At 56.8% G+C, this 19122-nt stretch carries 18 protein-coding genes and 2 pseudogenes; 12 read left to right on the top strand and 8 right to left on the bottom strand.

The features are described 5' to 3' along the window. Nucleotides 1–363 precede the first annotated feature (363 nt). On the bottom strand, nt 364–1590 hold the full coding sequence (locus EO776_RS13835) for an IS701 family transposase (protein ID WP_129452469.1): 1227 nt from the start codon (nt 1588–1590) through the stop codon (nt 364–366). A gap of 153 nt (nt 1591–1743) precedes the next feature. Between EO776_RS13835 and EO776_RS13840 the strand changes: the two genes are divergently transcribed. Beyond that, nucleotides 1744–3018 carry an IS4 family transposase gene (locus EO776_RS13840; protein WP_129452470.1) on the top strand — a complete coding sequence of 425 codons (1275 nt, stop codon included), beginning with the start codon at nt 1744–1746 and terminating at the stop codon, nt 3016–3018. Nucleotides 3019–3395: 377 nt separating this feature from the next. Here EO776_RS13840 and EO776_RS13845 read toward each other — a convergent pair whose 3' ends face one another. Both EO776_RS13845 and EO776_RS13850 read right to left on the bottom strand, forming a co-directional pair. Continuing rightward, a complete protein-coding gene (locus EO776_RS13845) occupies nt 3396–3746 on the bottom strand; it encodes a type II toxin-antitoxin system PemK/MazF family toxin (RefSeq protein WP_089309306.1) in 351 nt (116 codons plus the stop codon). Between the two features lie 15 nt (nt 3747–3761). Next, nucleotides 3762–4031, bottom strand: coding sequence for an AbrB/MazE/SpoVT family DNA-binding domain-containing protein (locus EO776_RS13850; protein WP_089309307.1), 270 nt, complete (start codon nt 4029–4031; stop codon nt 3762–3764). Nucleotides 4032–4536: 505 nt separating this feature from the next. Here EO776_RS13850 and EO776_RS13855 point away from each other — a divergent pair. After that, nucleotides 4537–5721, top strand: a complete 1185-nt coding sequence (locus EO776_RS13855) for an orc1/cdc6 family replication initiation protein (protein ID WP_049933412.1) — start codon at nt 4537–4539, stop codon at nt 5719–5721. 113 nt (nt 5722–5834) lie between these two features. Here the strand turns inward: EO776_RS13855 and EO776_RS13860 are convergent, their stop codons facing one another. Beyond that, nucleotides 5835–6635: a hypothetical protein gene (locus EO776_RS13860; protein WP_129452471.1), complete on the bottom strand. Its 801-nt coding sequence runs from the start codon at nt 6633–6635 to the stop codon at nt 5835–5837. A 115-nt stretch (nt 6636–6750) separates the two neighbouring features. Here EO776_RS13860 and EO776_RS13865 point away from each other — a divergent pair, with 115 nt between their 5' ends. Further along, nucleotides 6751–7239 (top strand): hypothetical protein, encoded by a 489-nt coding sequence (locus EO776_RS13865; protein WP_094520030.1) that lies wholly within the window; start codon nt 6751–6753, stop codon nt 7237–7239. Nucleotides 7240–7508: 269 nt separating this feature from the next. Here the strand turns inward: EO776_RS13865 and EO776_RS13870 are convergent, their stop codons facing one another. Both EO776_RS13870 and EO776_RS13875 read right to left on the bottom strand, forming a co-directional pair. Then, nucleotides 7509–8933: an IS4 family transposase gene (locus EO776_RS13870; protein WP_129452472.1), complete on the bottom strand. Its 1425-nt coding sequence runs from the start codon at nt 8931–8933 to the stop codon at nt 7509–7511. A gap of 90 nt (nt 8934–9023) precedes the next feature. Continuing rightward, a pseudogene (locus tag EO776_RS13875) lies at nt 9024–9487 on the bottom strand (zinc ribbon domain-containing protein); the annotation flags it as partial. 72 nt (nt 9488–9559) lie between these two features. Here EO776_RS13875 and EO776_RS19400 point away from each other — a divergent pair. From EO776_RS19400 to EO776_RS13910, 7 genes and pseudogenes are all read left to right on the top strand, one after another. Further along, nucleotides 9560–9766 (top strand): annotated as a pseudogene (locus tag EO776_RS19400) (toxin-antitoxin system TumE family protein); the annotation flags it as partial. Nucleotides 9767–9853: 87 nt separating this feature from the next. Continuing rightward, complete coding sequence (locus EO776_RS19405) at nt 9854–10315, top strand: HVO_A0114 family putative DNA-binding protein (RefSeq protein ID WP_129452473.1); 462 nt, start codon at nt 9854–9856, stop codon at nt 10313–10315. 460 nt (nt 10316–10775) lie between these two features. After that, a complete protein-coding gene (gene tnpA / locus EO776_RS13890; RefSeq protein ID WP_094580132.1) occupies nt 10776–11168 on the top strand; it encodes an IS200/IS605 family transposase in 393 nt (130 codons plus the stop codon). A gap of 2 nt (nt 11169–11170) precedes the next feature. Then, nucleotides 11171–12481 carry an RNA-guided endonuclease TnpB family protein gene (locus EO776_RS13895; protein ID WP_129452474.1) on the top strand — a complete coding sequence of 437 codons (1311 nt, stop codon included), beginning with the start codon at nt 11171–11173 and terminating at the stop codon, nt 12479–12481. A 16-nt stretch (nt 12482–12497) separates the two neighbouring features. Beyond that, on the top strand, nt 12498–13529 hold the full coding sequence (locus EO776_RS13900) for a hypothetical protein (protein WP_094580130.1): 1032 nt from the start codon (nt 12498–12500) through the stop codon (nt 13527–13529). A 564-nt stretch (nt 13530–14093) separates the two neighbouring features. Next, a complete protein-coding gene (locus tag EO776_RS13905; RefSeq protein ID WP_186279032.1) occupies nt 14094–14822 on the top strand; it encodes a nucleotidyltransferase domain-containing protein in 729 nt (242 codons plus the stop codon). Further along, complete coding sequence (locus tag EO776_RS13910) at nt 14815–15336, top strand: hypothetical protein (RefSeq protein ID WP_129452476.1); 522 nt, start codon at nt 14815–14817, stop codon at nt 15334–15336. The genes EO776_RS13905 and EO776_RS13910 overlap by 8 nt, the downstream gene beginning before the upstream one ends. Nucleotides 15337–15349: 13 nt before the next feature. On the opposite strand, the gene EO776_RS13915 is transcribed toward EO776_RS13910, so the two are convergent. Further along, a complete protein-coding gene (locus EO776_RS13915) occupies nt 15350–15895 on the bottom strand; it encodes a DUF7342 family protein (RefSeq protein ID WP_394346132.1) in 546 nt (181 codons plus the stop codon). 294 nt (nt 15896–16189) lie between these two features. Between EO776_RS13915 and EO776_RS13920 the strand changes: the two genes are divergently transcribed. Together EO776_RS13920 and EO776_RS13925 are read left to right on the top strand one after the other, a co-directional pair. Next, the gene (locus tag EO776_RS13920) at nt 16190–16861 is read left to right on the top strand and encodes a helix-turn-helix domain-containing protein (protein ID WP_129452477.1); all 672 of its coding nucleotides are present in this window, start codon (nt 16190–16192) and stop codon (nt 16859–16861) included. Nucleotides 16862–17386: 525 nt separating this feature from the next. Further along, nucleotides 17387–18073, top strand: a complete 687-nt coding sequence (locus tag EO776_RS13925) for a hypothetical protein (RefSeq protein ID WP_089309315.1) — start codon at nt 17387–17389, stop codon at nt 18071–18073. Nucleotides 18074–18083: 10 nt separating this feature from the next. Here EO776_RS13925 and EO776_RS13930 read toward each other — a convergent pair whose 3' ends face one another. Next, nucleotides 18084–19061 (bottom strand): IS1595 family transposase, encoded by a 978-nt coding sequence (locus EO776_RS13930; RefSeq protein WP_129452478.1) that lies wholly within the window; start codon nt 19059–19061, stop codon nt 18084–18086. Nucleotides 19062–19122: the final 61 nt, after the last annotated feature.

Below are 19122 nucleotides of genomic sequence, written 5' to 3' on the forward strand. Positions count from 1 at the left end.
TTTCAGACGCTGTCGAACCCAATCTATTCTCGGAAGATCGAGGTGAGGAGTGAATCGGGCGATGATATCGGCAGTGGGGGGTTGCTGAATGTGGTAAGCGATATAAGCAAAATCGTCTCATAGGAGTGTTAAATCTGTAGATATCGAGGCTTCGGTCGGATTTATTGACCGCAACAACAACTCGATCTGTGGGTAAGAGGCAGAGCTAAAACACGAGGCTTGCTCCTCGATTCTCCGTCACGAACCGGGGAGCGACACCGTCGAGGCGTACGTCGATGCCGTCGAAGTCGCCGCAGACGGCTACATCTCGGCTCTCAATCTCGCCGAGGTTCACTCTATCGCATCCGTCTTTAGCTAAGAGACTCAGCTTTGAACGTTAGCGTCGGCTGTTGAGTGAACGAAGAGGTGATCAATCTCTTCCATCAGGTCGTCGACGCTACGATCATCGTTGTCTCGAACCCACGAGAGAAGGTTGTAAACGGCTTCTTTCAGCGAGTGTTCGAGGTTCGCTCGAAGCGATGACGCTTTCGAGCGAACCGTCCCCAAGGCGCTCGATTCGGGATCAAGACGGACGAGACTGTAGGCAGCCATCAGAAGGTGCCAGTGCCGACTGGCACCTTCGTTGGTCTGCATCTCGCAGTCTCCCAAGCCGAGATCCTGCTTCGAGTCCTCGAAGAACGTTTCGATGCGCCACCGCATCCCGTAGGAGCGAATAATGTGCTCGGTCGGTGCGTCGATCTTGTTCGTGACGAGGTACTTGACCGGGTTCTCTTCGTCTTCTTCGTCAGTTTCTTTCTCAGCGAGCACCAGCTTCACGTCTCCCAGTTGGGAGACGGGAAGCTTCTTTGTCCAGATGTGGTAGGTCTCGTCTTCAACGTCGCGTTCAACCGTGTCGATGCGCTCTGCAAGCGCATCGACGCGGATCTCTTCGCCGCCGTAGGTCACCTGTCGGTTGCTCCGGAGCGGGCCGATCCAGTCTTTGTCGGAGGATTCGATGAGTTCAGGAAGGCCAGAATCGTGGGCGAACCACGAGTCGAAGAGGTAGGTGTCCGCCGGGACACCTACCTCGTCTTCGAGTTCGGTGACGATCTCGCGGGCGAGATCGTACTTGGTGTCGTGGTCTTGGTCATTGTCGTCCTGTTTTTCGTAGAGTCGGAAGGTGAGTGGGTAGGCGGTTTTGTTGTCAGCGTAGAAGGCGTAGATGAGGTCTTGGCCCCAGACAGTGTCACCTTCAGCGTGATCGTAGAAGTGGCCGACGCCGGGGACTTCGTCCCCGGCTTTGTGGGTGATCGTGTCGTCGAGGATGATGTAGCCATCCTTCGACCAGCGTGTTTCACCGTGTTTTTGGAGTTCTTCGAGGCGCTCATGGTTGAATTGTTGTTCGTCCCAGTCGTACTCGGTGAGGAATTTGTTGAGAGCGCGTTTGTCTCCAGCTGGAAGGACTTCGCGTGAGATGCCTGCCACGGTCTTGTTGCTGGCCGCAACAAGACCGGTGGCGTAGGTTTTCGCGTGATGGCGTTGAGCTGATGACAGCGATTCGAACTCGTCAAACACACGCGTACACGACAAGAAGTCCGTAATCGGCATCATCCGTCTTCACTACCGCCTACGTCACGCTCCTACTTCAACGTTCAAAGCTGAGTAAGAGAGAAACCGCGTGACAGCAGCGGCTTATCGAGGCTTCTTTTCGAGAGGAATGAGGAGGCGGCAAGTGTACACCAAGACGCCTCCTCATCGAGAATCATGCGTCGGCTCACTACACTGTTTCCCTCCGAGTTCCTCGAAGAGCATGCCGAGGAACTCGGCGTGGTCGAGCGTGAGGGGAAGCTTCAGGTTCCTGTTCTCGTGTGGGCGCTCGTGTTCGGCTTCGCCGCAGGCGAGAGCCGAACACTCGCCGGGTTCAGACGCTGCTACAACTCGACAGCTGATGAAACGATTTCTCCCGGTGGCTTCTATCACCGGTTGACACCAACGCTGGCGGAGTACCTCTGCGACCACGTCGAGCACGGCCTCGACGAGGTCGCTGTTCCTGACACCGTTGACGCTGATATCGACCGATTCAGGGACGTGATGATCGCCGATGGAACGGTATTGCGGTTACACGAGTTCCTTTCTGATGAGTTCCAAGCCCGTCACGAGGAGCAGGCTGGAGCGAAGCTCCACCTGCTCCACAACGCTACTGATGAGACGATTGAACGGATCGACGTAACGGACGGGAAAACGCACGACAGCACGCGGTTCAAGACGGGATCGTGGCTGCAAGAACGGCTCGTTCTGTTCGATCGAGCGTACTTCAAGTACCGCCGCTTCGCGTTGATCGATGAGAACGACGGCTACTTCGTGAGTCGGCTGAAAGAGAACGCGAATCCGCTGATAACGGAGGAATTGCGGGAATGGCGCGGCCGCGCCATTCCCTTGGAGGGCAAGCGGATCCACGATGTGGTCGATGATCTCTCGCGGAAGTACATCGACGTAGAGGTCGAAGCGGAGTTCAAGCGGGGCCAGTATGAGGGGACGCGGTCGCTGGATACGAAGCGATTCCGCGTCGTCGGGGTCCGCGACGAGGACGCCGACGACTACCACCTCTACATCACGAATCTGCCGAGAGAGGAGTTTTTCCCGGCGGATTTAGCAACGCTGTATTGGTGTCGGTGGGAGGTAGAAACGCTGTTTCGTGAACTGAAGACGCAGTACGAGTTGGACGAGTTCGACACAAGCGACCCAGATGTAGTGAAAATTCTGCTGTATGCGGCGTTGCTGTCACTGCTGGTGAGTCGTGAGCTGTTGGATCTGGTCACCGATCAGGCCGACGACGAGATCGTGTTTCCACCGGAACGCTGGGCGGCGACCTTCCGGTCGCACGCCCAGCTCATCCTCCATGAACTCGGTGAGTATCTCGGTTACTCGCCACCGCCGTTGCTGGAGCGGCTGATCGAGGACGCCCAGAAGATTCACCAGCAACGACCGATCTTACAGGAGACGCTCGCTACCGCTACACAACCGAGGTGTGAGTCTTAGCTAAAGACGAATGGTTGTCGGCTTCATCCACGGGGTCAAGCCCCGTGGCATTCGCCTCGACAGCGCGTAAATCTTCTATGACACCCTAAACTGCGCCGATCAAGATCTTGCGCCGCATCGCTGTCGAGACACTCACTGCTGCTTGCGAGACAGGATAGCAGAGGACAGGGGAGGAAGCAGGATGGGGGGCTGTCCTCAGTAGGGACCAACGGTCCCTACCACATGAAGGCAACTCGCACGTCTAATACCTTTCGGTTTTCGCACATTACGGGCCCTTCACAATGGTCGATACAAGGGTGTCATAGAACTCTGCTCACACCTCGTTGACTGACCTGTGAATCGCTCAGTACAGACTATACACTGACGGAACGTTTCGCTCAGATGCCGAGGCTATCTTTGATTGCCGAGTCGATTTTTGCCATATCTGCTGACGGGACGGATCCGATGTTCTTCTTAACACGTCCGTCGATGTCGATAACCCGGATTTGACTTAGGTCTGCCGCTGAATCGTGACTGAGGGCAGTATCCGAAGCCAGTACTTCCACCTCGAACGGGTACGTGTCTCCAGATGTGTACTGCGTTGTGAATGGAGCGATGATAGTTGTCGGTGAGTACTGATTCCCAACATCGTTCTGGATAACAACACAGGGCCGGCTCTTTCCGTGCTGCTCACTCCCTTTCGTGGGATTCAATTCAACGATAACAATGTCGCCACGGCGTACCTGCACAGTTGACTTCAGAATTCACTCGCTCCAGTCGGGTGCGTCACCGAGATGCCCAGTTGCTTCTGCGGATGCGTCTTCCATTTCTTCAGCCAACTCACGAGACCGTTCGGCTCTCTTTCGATATCCTTCAGCAAGCCGTTCCTCATCTCTCGGCGGTTTAATTATGATCTCGTCATTCACTTCGACGAATTCAACTTCGTCACCGCCTTCGATGCCACGACGGTCCCGAAGGTCCTTCGGAATCGTCACCTGCCCCCGATCTCCGACTTTCCGTTTGTGTTCGGTCATACCAGTTCATACTTTTTTCATACTAATATAGATATCGGTGGCATGGTCATTCAGTTCGCAAGCGCATTCCATCAGCTGATTCGGCTGTAAATTCACGAAATAAATATCGTGCCAACTCTTCTATGACACCCTAGAGACATAGTTTGTCAGCCCAGAGTTGAGTACACCTCGAAGACGCCAGAGAGCACTCCCACCCCACTAGTTCCGCTGTTAACGTGAGCGAACATGGAAGGGAGGTATGGATTTGACTCCCACCCCACCGCTTCCGCTGTTAGTGTCCTTCTGGTGGTGAAGTGCGTTCACCCACACACCCCATCGCTTCCGCTGTTAGGACGGAGCAGTAGGCCTAGCGGTGGCTCAATTGAGTGCGCCTCAAAACGTGATACGTGGGAGGCATCTAGGTACGAACAGCGGAAGCAGTGGGGATGAATAGTATATAAATAAGTGGCTACAACGGAAACAACAGAAGTGGTGGTTTTATTTCATCATAGGGAGGCCAACCAGTATGGACGACTTCTCGTTCACGCCAAACGATGCTATCTTCGAGAACCGGGAGGCACTTCTCGAAGAGTGGACGCCGGACAGCCTCGTCGGCCGCGACAAAGAACTCACCCGCTACCACGCCGCCCTCCAGCCGGTGATCAACAACGAGACCCCCTCGAACGTGTTTCTCTACGGGAAAAGTGGCGTTGGCAAGACTGCGGCCACGCGCTATCTGCTCCGCACGCTTGAGCGGGACGCAACCGACGTACCGGAACTCGAACTCACGACGATTGAGGTCAACTGCGACGGGCTGAACACGTCCTACCAAGTCGCCGTTAAGGTGGTCAACGAACTTCGTGAGCCAGGTCGACAGATATCTAATACAGGATACCCGCAGGCGAGTGTGTACGAGTTTCTCTTTGACGAACTCGACGCCTATGGAGGGACAGTACTCATCGTCCTCGACGAAGTCGATCACATCGGCGACGATTCCCTCCTGTACAAGCTTTCGCGTGCGCGCTCGAACGGCGACATTAGCGAGGCGAAGCTCGGCGTCATTGGGATCTCGAACGACTTGGACTTCCGGACGCAACTCTCTTCGAAGGTCCAGTCGTCACTGTGTGAAAAGGAGGTGTCCTTCAGCGCATACGATGCCGACGAGCTCCGACTCGTCCTCGAACAGCGTGAACGGGTCGCTTTCCAAGATACCGTTCTCGAAGACGGGGTGATCGCGATGTGCGCTGCGTATGGAGCGAAAGACTCCGGTGACGCACGGAAGGCTTTGGATCTCCTCTTAGAGGCCGGCGATGTCGCCCGTGAGAGTGGGTCCGACATCGTGACCGAGTCGCACGTCCAGGAAGCTCGTGAGCGCGTTCAGACGGACCAGGTGGTCGAGGGGATACAGAACTACTCGCAGCATGGAAAGCTCGTATTGTACGCACTCACACGGCTTCACGAACGGGGTGACACGCCGGTTCGGACGCGCGAAGTCGTCGAGACGTACCGGTCCGTGGCTCGCTCAGAAGGAGTGAGTCCGGTCTCCGAGCGGTCAGTGCGTGACTATCTGGGCGAGTTGGCACAGTTGGGAATCACAGGCGTGACAGAGCACAACCGGGGGAAGGACGGGGGCAAGTACAACGAGCATCAACTCGAACAGTCCGTGTCGGCGGTTCGGAGTGGGTTGTCGACGCTGTTGGAGTCGGCCTGAGTGAGGATTCGCTTGTGGTACTGAGATGGTGGCGTCCACCCCGTACTAACAGCGGAACCGGTGGGGTGGGTGTGTCGAGTCGCGTCGCGATCGAAGGTTAGTGGGTCGATAGTTCACCGTTCTCCCCTCTCTTCCCACTCCGGACGGGGTGTCGGGGACGGGAGTTCGTCAACCGCCGTTCGGAGTTCGTCCTCTGTCGTCCACGGGAAGCACCGTTCGTGGAGTTCGAATTTGCGGAACTTGTTGAGATGGACCCAACTGTACGTTGCCAGCCCTTTGTCCTCATCTGCCCGGTTGTCGATCACATCCCACACCTCCTGTTCGTCGATGTCGAGGCCGCTCTCTTGGGCGCGATCAACGAGCGACTCGACGTTTGCTTGGACTTCATCCGCCGCCAAATCGTCTGTGAACGCTATCTCGAGGGCGGCTTGAACGACGTGCTGTTTCGAGTCAAGATTCTCGTCAGTCACCCACGCGTAATCACGTGGGAACACGTGCGACTTGTCGAAATACGGTGGGTCATCGATCTCGCCCAATTCAGGCGCCTCCCCACCACTCTCCTTCTCGAAGATACCGACGATGTAGTCGCTGTACGTCGCGAGCAACGAAAACATGATATCGAACGTATTGAGTCGGTCAGTCGGGAGTTCGAGGAGATCACCCATGATGAACGGATAGGCACCGAGCTGCTTCGTGAGTTCGTTCTGGACGGCGCGAAGCCGGCAGATATAGGGGTCGCGATAGCTCCCCAAAATGAAATACGATGTCCGCTGACTCCAGAGATACGGCAATTCACGCTGGGTGAACCGCCAGATTTCCCGTTTCTCTGCAGGCTCAAGTTCGATACCCCCGACGGCCTCGTGAACGACGGTCATAATTTCCCCAGCGTCCGGTGGCGGGCTTGGGTCGGTCATTAGCTGCCAATTCAAATCACATCACCTTGTCTCTTCTGAATTACATTGGTTTTTTCTGAATTAACCAACTTGGATGGCCCTAACTGTTATGTCGCCCTCCCTCGTACCAGCACATATGAGCGAAACCGACACTGGTGCGGCCGATGCAGGGCCGTTCGCAGAACAGCAGCGGCTGTTCACGCTGTTGTCCCAGGATACGCGCCATCTCATCATCCAGGAGCTGCTGGGCCATCCCGCCCATCTGATGTCGCTCGCCGAACTCGAGTATATGACCGGAAAGAGTCAGGCGGCCATCAAAGACCAGTTGGAGACGTTGATCGACGCCGGGCTCCTCGCACGCTACACGTACGACCCAAGCGAGGGGACACGTGATCTCCCCTCTCAGTTCTACGGATTCACAGAGCAGGGGGTCGAGGTCCTCCACGACTACAAGTATCTCCGTGGGCTTCCGGTCGCACGTGCCCTCTACGAAAACACGCGCAAGACCGAGAAAATCGAGCGCCACGAATCGGCCCCTCGCCCGGAGCTTCCCGACGCTGTTGCGGACGCACTCGAGTTCGACGAGCCCGATCTCGACGCCGTCGATGGTGGCACAAACCGATAGTTCGTCGTTAAACAGCACCGTTCTCGACGCTGCAGAGAAGATATGGCGACTTCGTACCTTGTTGACATCCTCCATCCCCTGAAGGGCTGTCTCTTACCCATAAGTCAATACTGTCGAGAAAAATCAACCAGATACAGCCTGATATTTAAAAATCGGTCAGGAAGAGATCATTAGTGACGCCGATTCATTGATTCTAGAGGATGGATAGACCGTATCGCTGAGCAGAAACTGAATTTATGAGGAATTTCGCTGAATGAGCGGCTCGGCGCTCATTCAGCACCCAGTTTGTAGCCTTCTGCCCACATGCGGAGCTTCTGAAGCCCTTTCCACATCGTCTGCCAGCCCGGCGGTGGATCAGATCCTCGGTCAAGATACCCTCCAAGTTTCGCTACATGTACCGCGTACGCTTTGCCGCTCTTGCCGCTCAGTTCTGGAAATTTTGTTTCCAGAACTGCGCGTTCAGCGTCGCTTAACAAGGTTTCTGGCGCAAGCGAGTCCTTCCCCCGTGCTAGTTCCCGTAACTCTAGCACCTTCCACGCGATCACTGAGTAGACGCTCAGCAAGACTTCCATACGCTCCCACGTCTGAAGCTGTCTTTCTTCGATCTCACAGCCACTCTTCAGCACTTTGTGCCAGTCTTCAATCCGCCATCGAAGGCTGTAGTACTCGATGATGGTCAAGGCATCATCGAACGTCTCGACCGATTCAGTGGTGAGTAGCACCCACTGAATCGGATCGTCTGCCTCACTGACTTCGTCCACTCTCACCACATTGATCTCGACTGAGCCCTCTTGTCCGGGATTGTTTTTCGGCGCACGAATCTCGCAAGTGGCTGTTGTAATCGACACTTCTGCTGTCCGAGCCTCGCGTCCACCGCCTTGTTGAATCTCAATTGAGTCGCGACCTCGCTCGGCGAGGTCGCTACTCCACTCGTATAGTTTTCCAGCATCACCGCCTTCAGTCCAGATACGCCGATTCTGATTCGCTCGGAGGATAAAGCCAGTGTCGTCACGCTCTCGGCCAAATTCTTCGAACAACGAAAACGCGTCGCCGCCCCTGTCGTGGACAAAAATCGGACGGATATCGTCAGGAATCCATTCAAGAGCTGCTCTGTCTCCACGCAGCCATTTCTCGTACTGGGTTTCAACGTCGATTGGGTCGTTTTTGCCGTTTGTGATGTAGTCGACGTTTGTCTGTTGGTCCTCGACCAGCGCCTGCTGGTCGATGACCCCGGTCATTCGGTGCGTGTCGGGACAGACTCCGATTGACGAGTGTAGTTTGACTCCTTCAACATCAATATCTTCAGAGCTAATGTCGCCGAGTCCATCTTTCGCCGGATGACGTGGGTAGGTGAGGTATGTGGTGTCGGAGACGACCAGTAGCTCGTCTCCGCCACGCACTCGCGAGTGCTGTGCTTGTTTATGAGCGGAGAGGATCTCGCCAGGGGTCACACGATCATTATCGCAGAATCGGTACGTAGCCTTTGTGGACGGCCAATTCTCACAGGATGCTGGGATGGACTCGGCAGGCGAGCTGCCGAGTTCATCCCCAATCTGTACCAGACGGTCAGTGAGACGTTTATCTCCAAACTCGGCTGATCGAAACTCCGTTCGAATCCACCCAGAGACATCCATGTCACGCAGCTGTCCATCTTCGTCAAGTTCTGGTCGCCAACTCCGTGAACGGTGCCCCATCTTCCGGCATTAGTCCGTCAGCTGCGGCATTAGAACTTATGGGTAAGAGACAGCCCTGAAGGGGTGGGATTCCTCTGGTGGGGATGTTGGCTATGCCGTCCCCACAGAGGCAAGTTTCCCTCGCCGGTACTCCGGTTTGTGCGCTCCTCGTTGGGACTTGCCCTCGCGGGAGAGCGTGATGACTCCGACCAGTTGTGGTCGTCCCACTTGAGGCGCACAGGCCGTGCCATCGACCCAACGTTTTCGCTAGCCTGTCGTTCGAGGAACGTCCGCGAGGCACCAAGGTCGGCGTGCCCCTCGTAGCCACACGAACACCGAAACACGTCGCCGTCCCGTTCTGACTCGTCTCGCTCGCCACACACCGGGCGCTCAGTCGTCGTGTACGCTTCCGACCGGACTTCGACCGTGATGCCGTACTCCTCAGCAGTTGTCGCAAGCCGGTCGATGAACAACCGGTACGCCCAGAACTGGTGCATCTTCTCGTTCACATGCGCCGACCAATGTGCCGACAGCATGTCGGTGAAGTCGCCAACGTACACGTTGGCCACGCCCTCGCTCTAATCGGGAACTGTATTTTAGTCTCATAAACTTATGGTCTATAACATCATAGGTTATAGTACAGTAGGATGTCGAAGCGTCACCCGATCGAGTTGAACCGCGCTGTCCCCGGTGGGCGCGTGGAGATATTCGCTGTCCGCGACGAGGAGTATCCGGACGGGTGGTTCTATCGGTTTCAGTACTATCACCCTGAGACCGGCGAACTGCTCCGGTATGACGACGCGCACGACGACGACGATCTCGGTTGGCATCACCGGCACGTTCGATTTGGCGACGGCACAGCGATCGAGTTTCACAGCCTTGCGGCTCATATGACTCGGTTTCTGAACGAATTGCGACGCTGGCAGACACGGAGACCACCAATGACTGAGCCCAACCACGACGGCTGGCCCGACAAGTACAGTGACCCTCGCGACCGGCCGCATCCCGATGTCCTTCGCATTACCGTCGAATCGTTCGACGATACGTTCGAGGACACGCTCACCGCTGTCAACGCGATCGCAGACGGCGACCCACAGCCCGCAGTGGTATCGTTCGCGACAGTTGGCGAGCTGCGGACGATCCTCACCAACCGGCGGATCGAGCTCCTTCAGACGCTGATGGATACCGAAGGTGCCGCTAAGAGCAGCAGCGCGCTCGCCAAGGCACTCAATCGCGACTACAAGCCAGTCCACGACGATGTCACGCGTCTGGCGGACTACGGGATCGTATTCATCGTCGAGGACGACGGACGCTCGAAGCGGCCGTACCTCCCGTACGAGCGCATCCGTCTTGATGTCGAACTCACCGCGAACAACCCGGGTGAGGAGCCCGCGACGGCGTGAGGCACTCCTTTCGGACTCTCGTTTGGAACACAGAATATCATAGACGAGGTCGGCAAAATCCCTCTCTTTTTTCAAGGCGAGAACCCCGCCGTTTACGGCTGTCTCTTACCCACAAGTTCACCGAGTCCCAAACAAACGTTTCAGACGCTGTCGAACCATATCTATTCTCGAGAGATCGAGGTGGGGAGTAATTCGGACGGTGATATCGGCAGTGGGGGGTTGTTGAATGTGGTAAACAAGATCAGCAAAATCGTCCCATAGAAGTGTTAAATCTGTAGATATCGAGGCTTCGGTCGGATTCATTGACCGCAACAACGACTCGATTTGTGGGTAAGAGACAGCCGTTTACGGCGGGCGTGAAGCCGACAACTCCTACACGTTCCACCGTCGGTTACAAGACGAATACCCCACGACTGCAAATCTTTATTAGAATTGGGTATATAGAAATCAGTACGGCCAAATGAAGTACAACCTCGAAACCGGGTCGCACACGGTCCACGCGCTCCAATATCACTTTGTGACCGTCACGAAGTACCGCGCAGACCTCCTCACCGACGAAATCGCAGAACGGGTCGGTGAGATTGCCAGCAACATCTCAGAAGACTTCGGCGTGGACATCCAGAACGTCAACGGCGGAAGCGACCACGTTCATATCCTCTTCACAGCGAAGCCAACGACCGACCTCACCAAGTTCATCAACTCGCTCAAGGGCGTCACGTCCCGCAAAATCCGTGACGAGAATCCCGAGGTTCGGCAGGCGCTCGACAAGGCGTTCTGGCAACCGGGGTACTTCCTCGCCACCACCGGCCAAGTGAGCATCGACGTACTCATGAAGTACGTGGAGGAGCAGTAGCGATGTCCACGACCGTCACGAAGACGTTGCAGGCGACGTTCGCGCCACCCACCGCGCACAAGCAGTCGAAACTCAACGACCTGCTCAAAACCTACCGTGACGGTCTGCAAGAAGCGTTCGACGCCGGAGCGAGTACCATGTCGGCGGTGAGCGACATCGTGACGCCCTACGACCTCCCGTATCAGGCCAAGGCCGCTCTCTGCAACTACGTTCCGAAACTTCGCAAGACGTACAACGCCAAGGAGTTGGACGACGGTCACCCAATACGGCTCACGAATCAAGCCGCGACGTTCGACCACTCTGAAGAACGCGACTACGCGTTCACGTGGTGGGTTCCGCGTCCCGGCCGGGGAACGAACTTCTGGATACCGCTCCGCATCAACCCTGAACAGGAAGATCTCTGGCACGACCTCGTATCGGAGGACGCGAAGGCGGGCGAAATACGGCTTCAACAGCACCGGAAGAACTGGGTACTGCACGTCACCGTCGAGTACCCGGTCGAAGAACCAGCGACAAACGGTGACGCCACGCACATCGGCTTAGACATCGGAGAAACCGCCCTCATCACGGGCTGTGCCCTCAAGGACGGTTCTCCGACTGACCCGTTCGTGTGTAGCGGAAGCAGAGCGAAGCATCTCCGCAAAGAGATGCACACGACTCTGAAACGACTCCAAGAGCGTGACGCATCTGAGTGGCGTATCGAAGACCGCTTCTCGCACTACCAGAACGCGCTCACCGAGATCGTGGAGAAAGCGTCTCGGCAAGCCGTCGAGTACGCAAAGCAGTACGAGAATCCCGTGTTGGTGATGGAGGACTTGACGTCCATCCGTGAGCGTCTCGACTACGGGAAGTACATGAACCGTCGGCTTCATTCGTGGGCGTTCGCCCGACTGCAAGGGCGCATCGAGGACAAGGCGACGGAAGCAGGCATCCCGGTCGAGTACGTGAATCCGGCGTACACCTCGCAGACGTGTCACTCGTGCCACCGTATCGGTCGGCGGGACTCCCAAGCCGAGTTTCGGTGTCCGAACGGCGACTGCCACGTTTCGACGTTTCAGGCCGACATCAACGCTTCCGCGAATATCGCACGACGGGTTGACCCGTGGGGAGAGAGCGTCCCGCTTGACAAGGCGGAGCGCGATGACTCGCCTCAGGATGGGAGCGGTTGTGACACCGCCACGACTCACCGTGAGAAGAGCGTACCAGCGCAGATGACGCTCACGGCCTACGAAGAGTCGGAACCCTCTGCCAGCGTTCACGAGACGGAGTCTCGTGAGCCAACCAGAACCGACGGTTCTGGTGACGACGACTAACTGGTATTCCCCATGCGTGGGAAGCCTCGCCGTTTACGGCGAGGAGGATGTCACGGCCCACGAGTGCGACGATTGCGGAGCGTCGTTTGAGACGCTCACCCGTCTCCGCCTTCACGACTGTGAGGATGTCCAGTCACAAACATCCGTTGGCTCGGCTGATCTCGAACAGTCAGAATCCACAGATTCGTCGCCAGCCGACAAACGGAACGCGGCCGTCGCCGAACTCGATACCCTACTCGACCGCTTCTCGGGTGGTGACAGAGCCGCCCTTCACGACGCAGTCACCGAGTTCGAGTCAGCACTCTCGGCTGCGCTTGAGGAAGACGACGGCGGCGAGACATACCGAGACGTGTTCTGGTCGTACCACGAGCGCGTTAGTGACGCCCTTGACGAGGCGGCACGAGCAACCGGGTGGACTCTCCTCGAGGAGGTCATCAATGCGTACGACCCGACCGCCGACGACGAGCTGCCGCTCGTGACACCCACGATCGCGAATGCTGTCGGACGGAATCTGATCCGCACGCGGTTGACCGACGGCGTGTCGGCGATTCCAGTTGTGGCGCTCGAATATCTCGATGGCGTCGCAGTCGCTGCCGGCGATACAGCCGATACCACACAAGAGGAAGTCCACGCATATGGGTGGGGAATCGGGCACCCGAACCACTCGGTGGCCGACCGTCTCCACGCCCGTGCCTCGGAAGACATTTTCTCGGTTACTCCGACGCTCGAACACGCGTTCTACGCCGACCAGTACGCAGCGGTCGACCTGCTCGACGCGCTAGTGAGAGACGAGTCGATCGACGGGACGTTTTCGCGTCCCGCCCGTGATGATATGCCGTATCGTCGCTATCTGTGTGACTGCGTCTACGGGCTACAGACGGACGATTACTGGCCAGGGATGCCGCGGTACTATGACTGGGGCGAGGAGTTCGACGATACGTTTGAGCTGGACGACACGGTCGAACAGCGCATTCGTGACCTCGTCGCAGAGACCGGCTTTGACGCCGACCTGCCGAACGACTGGACGTTCCGCGATCTCGGCGTTTGAGCGGGCCAACAGCATGGATGAAGACGTTCCGACTGACATACCTGCCATGGATGCGGTGCGCCGGACGCAATCATGCCGGTGTATCACTCCATATACACGAAGTGGTATATAAATTATAAATACTTGTACGTCGTAAGACGACGCATGAGTACTGAGAATTCAGCAGTTTTCGAGGCGGAGCCTCCGGCCTCAAGGAGCGAGGGGTTCCGACGCTCAGTCGGAAGCGCGACGTGAGTAGGCCGGAGAGGAAGCCGACACGAACTTTCGCAACCACTATGTTACACCATATCTTACTGTCAGTTAGTGCTGTGCGTCCACAAGTGGCGCGCAGTACGGGCCGCAGTAGCCCGGCCCTGAATGGTGGGTTTGTCGACCCCGAAGGGCGTCCGGTAGGCGGGGCGCACAAGACGCCCCGTCGCGCCAACCGAGGGCGAAAACCACATCAAAGCCCCACCCTCAACGAGCGAGACCGCAAGGCTGAGCGAAGTAGGGTGGGGTCGGTTACATGTAGTCCACCGTGACCCGCCGAGTGGCGGTGGCGCGTCAATTGCCCTCACCGTTCCCGTGAGCACAGACAATCTGTTTAAGCATGGCGCGAGCCGGTACGTCCTCAATTTCCTCGCAGACTCCCCAGATATCGACGTCTCGATTCGCGCACTCTCGCGTATCACTCCCTTCAGCGAACGCGCAACGCGACAGGCTGTCGACGCACTCGCCGACGCCGGCCTCCTCGAAGTCGACCCCCACGGGAACGCTCACCGCGTACAGATTAATCGGACACGGCTTATTGTTCCGACAGACCCGATCGAGAGTATTCCTCAGGTTCCGTATCGTACCCCTGTCCGCGTCGCGTGCCAGTACCTCGAGAGCGAACTCGAGGAGGTTCTTGGGATCATCCTCTTCGGCAGCGTCGCCCGTGGAGACGCCGATCGACGATCCGACATCGATCTCTGGATACTGGTTGACGACGATCTCTTTGCGGCGCGAGGAGCTGCTAACGAGCTTGCCCGGACGTTAGAGGGGTTACAGATACCACCGACGATCTCTCTCGCTGAGGCCGAGTCTGTTGATTTCGAGACGCATTGGGAGACAATCCGCGAGCGGCTTGAAGCGGAGGACACCAACTGGGCCTCGGCCGAGCGTCACTCATTCGAACTCATTGTCGAGACGCCTGCCTCGATTCTGGGCCAGTCCAACCGCGTTGCTCCTGAGAAATTGTTCGGTGAGGGGATCACCCTCCGCTCGACGAAGACCTTGGAGCGCGTGAAACGTGAGGTGATCACGAATGAGTAACCTGGATCGAATCGCCGAGCGGCTGGCGGCCGCCGAAGATGCCTTCGCACACGCCGATGGACGGCCGAAGTTCGAGCCCGAAGTGAATGCCTCTCGAGACGCCGAGCTAGGTGAAGTAGCGATCCAGAAAGCATGTCGACTCCTCGAGGTGGTCGAGGGGATCGACGATCTCGGAGCGTACTACGGCGCAATCTTGGAACACTCCTTCATCGTGATCGAGCAGACACTCCAAGGGTATCTGCTCGCACGCACGGGCGTCGACGAACGTGAGCTCCGGAACCACACTGCCCCCTGCGAGCTGGCCAAAGGGCGGGTTCCGCTCGAAGACCGAACGCTTGATCGACTTGCGGCAGTCTACGATGACCGAAGAACGAGCCACTACTACGGGACAACAGTGACGACTGCGGCTCAAGCCAACCGGATGCGCGAGGTCGCCATGGCTGTCCACGATCACTTGGTTAGTTTCGACGGCCGTCTTGGGACATTCTGTCGGTGCACTCGCAGCGAATTCTGACCATGACATTGCTCTAGTCAGTCGAGCGACGATCATCGTCGACAAACTGCTCGGCGGTACTGATCGAGAGGGCCGCATTTGCGAACGCGAGGTTCCGACGAAGCGTCTTCCACTCACGAATCCGCTCGGGATCGATCTCTGCTTGTGGACCCCCGGACTCGGCGAGCACCTGATTCGTTTGGCTGACGGCTAACTCTTCAGGGGACTCGACGCCGAATTCAGCCTGATATTCTGTGAGTTGCTCGCGCATGTCCTGAATCCGTGCGACGAGTTCGTCAGTCGAAACGTGCTCGAGAATGTCGGACGCCTGTTCCACGACCAGTGATTCGGGCGAGCGACGATACCGCGTACCGCCGTGCTCGCCGGGTGTCGTCTCGACGAACCCCTCGTCTGCGAGCACGTTCAGATACTTTCGAGCGGTCTTCGGAGCGGTCCGCGCAGTATCAGCGACCGTATCAGCCGACAGTGGGCTGTATGTATGGATAATGACATGCCGAACGCGCTCGTATGGCGTGGTGTTAGACTCCCAGTCCGTCCCGACTGCCTCGTTGATATCTATAAACGTAGCTGGTGGGTGTCAGTCGTTCATGTAGGCACACACGAACTAGAGGAAAATAGTACTTTGACATAGTAGTATAATTCATTCATTGCTCTCGAAAGCTGTGGTCCGTCCACGCAGACCAGTACGTGGCGGTCGATCTGTTCGACGCGCTGGTAACCGTGACGCGGTTGAGTAGGTAGCTCTCATACCTAGCCGGCTAGGCGGAAGTCCTATACATTGATATCGCTATAGAGATAACTACGAACGAGCCCGGCCAGACGGAGAAGCGGCCAGATACCAATGATCGAATTAATGGACCCCACAGCTGCGAAGATTGTTTTAGCAGCTCAGCGTGGCGATTCTATCAATCGCATCGCGAGCAAGATTGACATCTCGTACTCATGGGTGTACGACTGGATGGAGCGGTTGGATAACGCAAATATTATCGCTAAGACAGATAATGGAATTCAGATCGTCGACCACGAGATGCGCCAGCAGTACGCCGAGATAATAGCTGCGTTGTACAGTCGCGACACTATCTCGCAAGAGGACGCGTACATCATCCCCCACTTCGCTGGGATGGAGTTTGTGTACACGGAAATTGACGCGGCGTATGTCTGGACGCACGGCGGCTTCCAGATCGCGCGGAGCCACGACGACTATCCGGTGTTCATCGAAGTACACGACCGTGATGTCGAACGGTGGATTGCGTTTTTCCAACAGTGGGGCGTTGATACGACGATCAACGAGCGCCCGGACGCCAGCGACGTCGATGGGAACATCCACTACGTGTTGTACCCGAAGACCAATAGTATCGACGCCGAGTGGGTCGACGGCAACCCCGTCATCCCGTTGGACGATGCCGTCAGCCAGATGATGGAGAATCGGCCAGCGTACGAGCCCGCCTTGGAGATCATGGCCGACGAGTACGACAGGGACATCGATGCGACACATCAGAGTAGCTTGACATTCTCTTCCGCGTAAACGCGGAGGTATCCTGAGCGTTGGAGATTTCAGGTTTACAGTTCCACCGAACTCCGACACGGTGAGAATTCGTGTGGGGTTCACGGACTGTGACGGGTGGGACTGCTGGGAGTGCCAAGCCCCCGGTACTCCTATCCTCTATCGTGTTCGGACTCCCGGAGTTGTTTTTGCCTCGGGGAGTCCGGCAGACTTCGCTGGACTTGGAGTTACTTTCTGTGGTGCGTACAGCAGTCGGGCACTACATCGGTTCATTATAAGAACTGACCGTTCACCCAACTGGTTCCGATTACTGTCTCATTGCTTGGGGCGGACAGGCCGCCATCGTAGGACTAACGGGAGTCGCTCTGTTCCCAGTCTGATTCCTACCTATACGTGGGATTGCCTGTCACTTTAAAATGCGGATTGCCAAATCTCAGTGTGGCTATTGTAGCGTAGATTGACTCCGAGTTGTCGGATTCATCCTGCGGCTGAAGCCGCAGGTATTCTCCTTGATCTATATAAGTGCGAACGAACAGCGATGATGGAATGAGTCTTCCCGAGCGACAATCCGAACTTATCGACACCCACCGCGCGGTACAGGACGCCAATCTGCCGTACGTTCTCGTTGGCGGTTGGGCAGTGTCCGCGTTCCAAACACGGTTCACGACCGATATCGATACCGTGATCCCGGACACTGCACTCGACGACTACGATACACTTCTTCGTGACCTCGGATACGAGAAACAGTTCGAACAGGATGTCTCGAACGAGTACGACGGCCGAATGATCCAGTACGCGAAATCAGTCGGAGCGAACGCCGTCAAGTTCGAGGCACTCGTGGATGCGATGAGATGCCGACAGACCGAAGCAGAGTGGTCATACCGCTATCTCCACGAACACAGTACGATCGAAGCACTCGATGTCGCCGAAGACCTCGACGGGCGAATCCCGGAACCGGCACTGCTGTTCGCGATGAAACTTCACAGCGGCCGGAAGGCCGATACCCGTGACCTGGTCGTGATCAGCGTGCGTGCGGACTTCAGCCGTATTGAGCGACACGTCCATCGTGGCGACCCCGAGAAGCTCAAGCGACAGATCGAGATGGTGCTGGATCAACTCCAACGGGATGGGTTCAAAGACTCGTTCAAAGGTGTCTTTCGACAAGAAGAGCTGCCAGTAGATGCGGTTGACGATCTCGTGTCCTTTCTGTCCAAGCAGCGAGATCAACTGTGAGAGATCGCTCTTATGTAGAACTACGGAAAGCCCCCATAACAAGGCAGTCAATGGTGATATCGACGGATGCGCCTGTGAGATTCAGCGATCTAATGATCCCGAATGTATGAGCGGCCTGCTCCAAGCCTTGCTTGGACAGGCCGCGGAACTTCCGCAGCCACGGTTGAACAAGCGAAAACAGACATTCTGCCTGATTAATGTGGACTCCGTCAGGCGATACGTACCTCTCTTTGTGGACGACCGTTCGGTGATCCCGATCCATCTCGCGGTACGCTTGGAGTCCATCTGTCCAGACCTCTCCCAGCCGCTGGGAGAGGTCTTCAGCTTCCTGAATCACTGGCTCAAGATCGCCTTCGTAGTCGATCCCACGCTGTCCGCGAATCACACGAAGCGAGTCGCGGCACGCCGCGACGAGCGTCAATTGGTCACCGTGACGCCCTCGCCAGCGTGATCGGCCAGTGCGCGACGAGCCGCCGCGAGAACGGCTGTTTCGCGGCGGCTCTTGACCTTTGTACCCCGAACAGACTTTGCCAGATTCGTCGACCTGTGTCGGTCCATCGATGGTCTGGTTAAACAGTTCCCAGGTGAGGGGGAAGCCGCGCTGAACCGCGGCTTCCGCCTCCCGAATCGCCGTGTGAACGGTTTTGTAAGCGCGACCGAGCAGCGGCGCAATTTGGTTGATACTCAGCAGCGTATCTGCGTAGAGAGTGAAAGCGAGAAGCACCTCACCACAGGAGAGGTGCTTCTCGTGAAATGGCGTTCCATGGGTGTATACTGGCTTAAATTCGCAATTACGGCATCGAACTCGGTCGTGTTTTTCCCACGTCATAATACTCTGGTGACCACAGCGAGGACAGGATGTATTCTCCCAGAACCGCTTGAGCCGCCGCTCGATGCGGGCATCGAGCGGCTCGGTGTTGATCTCGATAACTCCGAGCTCGATCAGCTGCCGAAACATCCCGCCGAACGCTGACTCAGTGGAAGACATATCGCCAGATTAGAACTGTCTGAGTGTAATTATACGGGCTTTCCGCGTTTCTACATAAGAG

This window comes from Halorubrum ezzemoulense (genome assembly GCF_004126515.1).
Lineage (GTDB): Archaea > Halobacteriota > Halobacteria > Halobacteriales > Haloferacaceae > Halorubrum > Halorubrum ezzemoulense.

Excerpts from the sequence above, each read along its gene's own strand:
- EO776_RS13835 (WP_129452469.1), bottom strand. The coding sequence starts at position 1,590 with ATGATGCCGATTACGGACTTCTTGTCGTGTACGCGTGTGTTTGACGAG.
- EO776_RS13840 (WP_129452470.1), top strand. The coding sequence starts at position 1,744 with ATGCGTCGGCTCACTACACTGTTTCCCTCCGAGTTCCTCGAAGAGCAT.
- EO776_RS13850 (WP_089309307.1), bottom strand. The coding sequence starts at position 4,031 with ATGACCGAACACAAACGGAAAGTCGGAGATCGGGGGCAGGTGACGATT.
- EO776_RS13855 (WP_049933412.1), top strand. The coding sequence starts at position 4,537 with ATGGACGACTTCTCGTTCACGCCAAACGATGCTATCTTCGAGAACCGG.
- EO776_RS13860 (WP_129452471.1), bottom strand. The coding sequence starts at position 6,635 with ATGACCGACCCAAGCCCGCCACCGGACGCTGGGGAAATTATGACCGTC.
- EO776_RS13865 (WP_094520030.1), top strand. The coding sequence starts at position 6,751 with ATGAGCGAAACCGACACTGGTGCGGCCGATGCAGGGCCGTTCGCAGAA.
- EO776_RS13870 (WP_129452472.1), bottom strand. The coding sequence starts at position 8,933 with ATGGGGCACCGTTCACGGAGTTGGCGACCAGAACTTGACGAAGATGGA.
- EO776_RS19405 (WP_129452473.1), top strand. The coding sequence starts at position 9,854 with ATGACTGAGCCCAACCACGACGGCTGGCCCGACAAGTACAGTGACCCT.
- tnpA (WP_094580132.1), top strand. The coding sequence starts at position 10,776 with ATGAAGTACAACCTCGAAACCGGGTCGCACACGGTCCACGCGCTCCAA.
- EO776_RS13895 (WP_129452474.1), top strand. The coding sequence starts at position 11,171 with ATGTCCACGACCGTCACGAAGACGTTGCAGGCGACGTTCGCGCCACCC.
- EO776_RS13910 (WP_129452476.1), top strand. The coding sequence starts at position 14,815 with ATGAGTAACCTGGATCGAATCGCCGAGCGGCTGGCGGCCGCCGAAGAT.
- EO776_RS13920 (WP_129452477.1), top strand. The coding sequence starts at position 16,190 with ATGGACCCCACAGCTGCGAAGATTGTTTTAGCAGCTCAGCGTGGCGAT.
- EO776_RS13925 (WP_089309315.1), top strand. The coding sequence starts at position 17,387 with ATGAGTCTTCCCGAGCGACAATCCGAACTTATCGACACCCACCGCGCG.
- EO776_RS13930 (WP_129452478.1), bottom strand. The coding sequence starts at position 19,061 with ATGTCTTCCACTGAGTCAGCGTTCGGCGGGATGTTTCGGCAGCTGATC.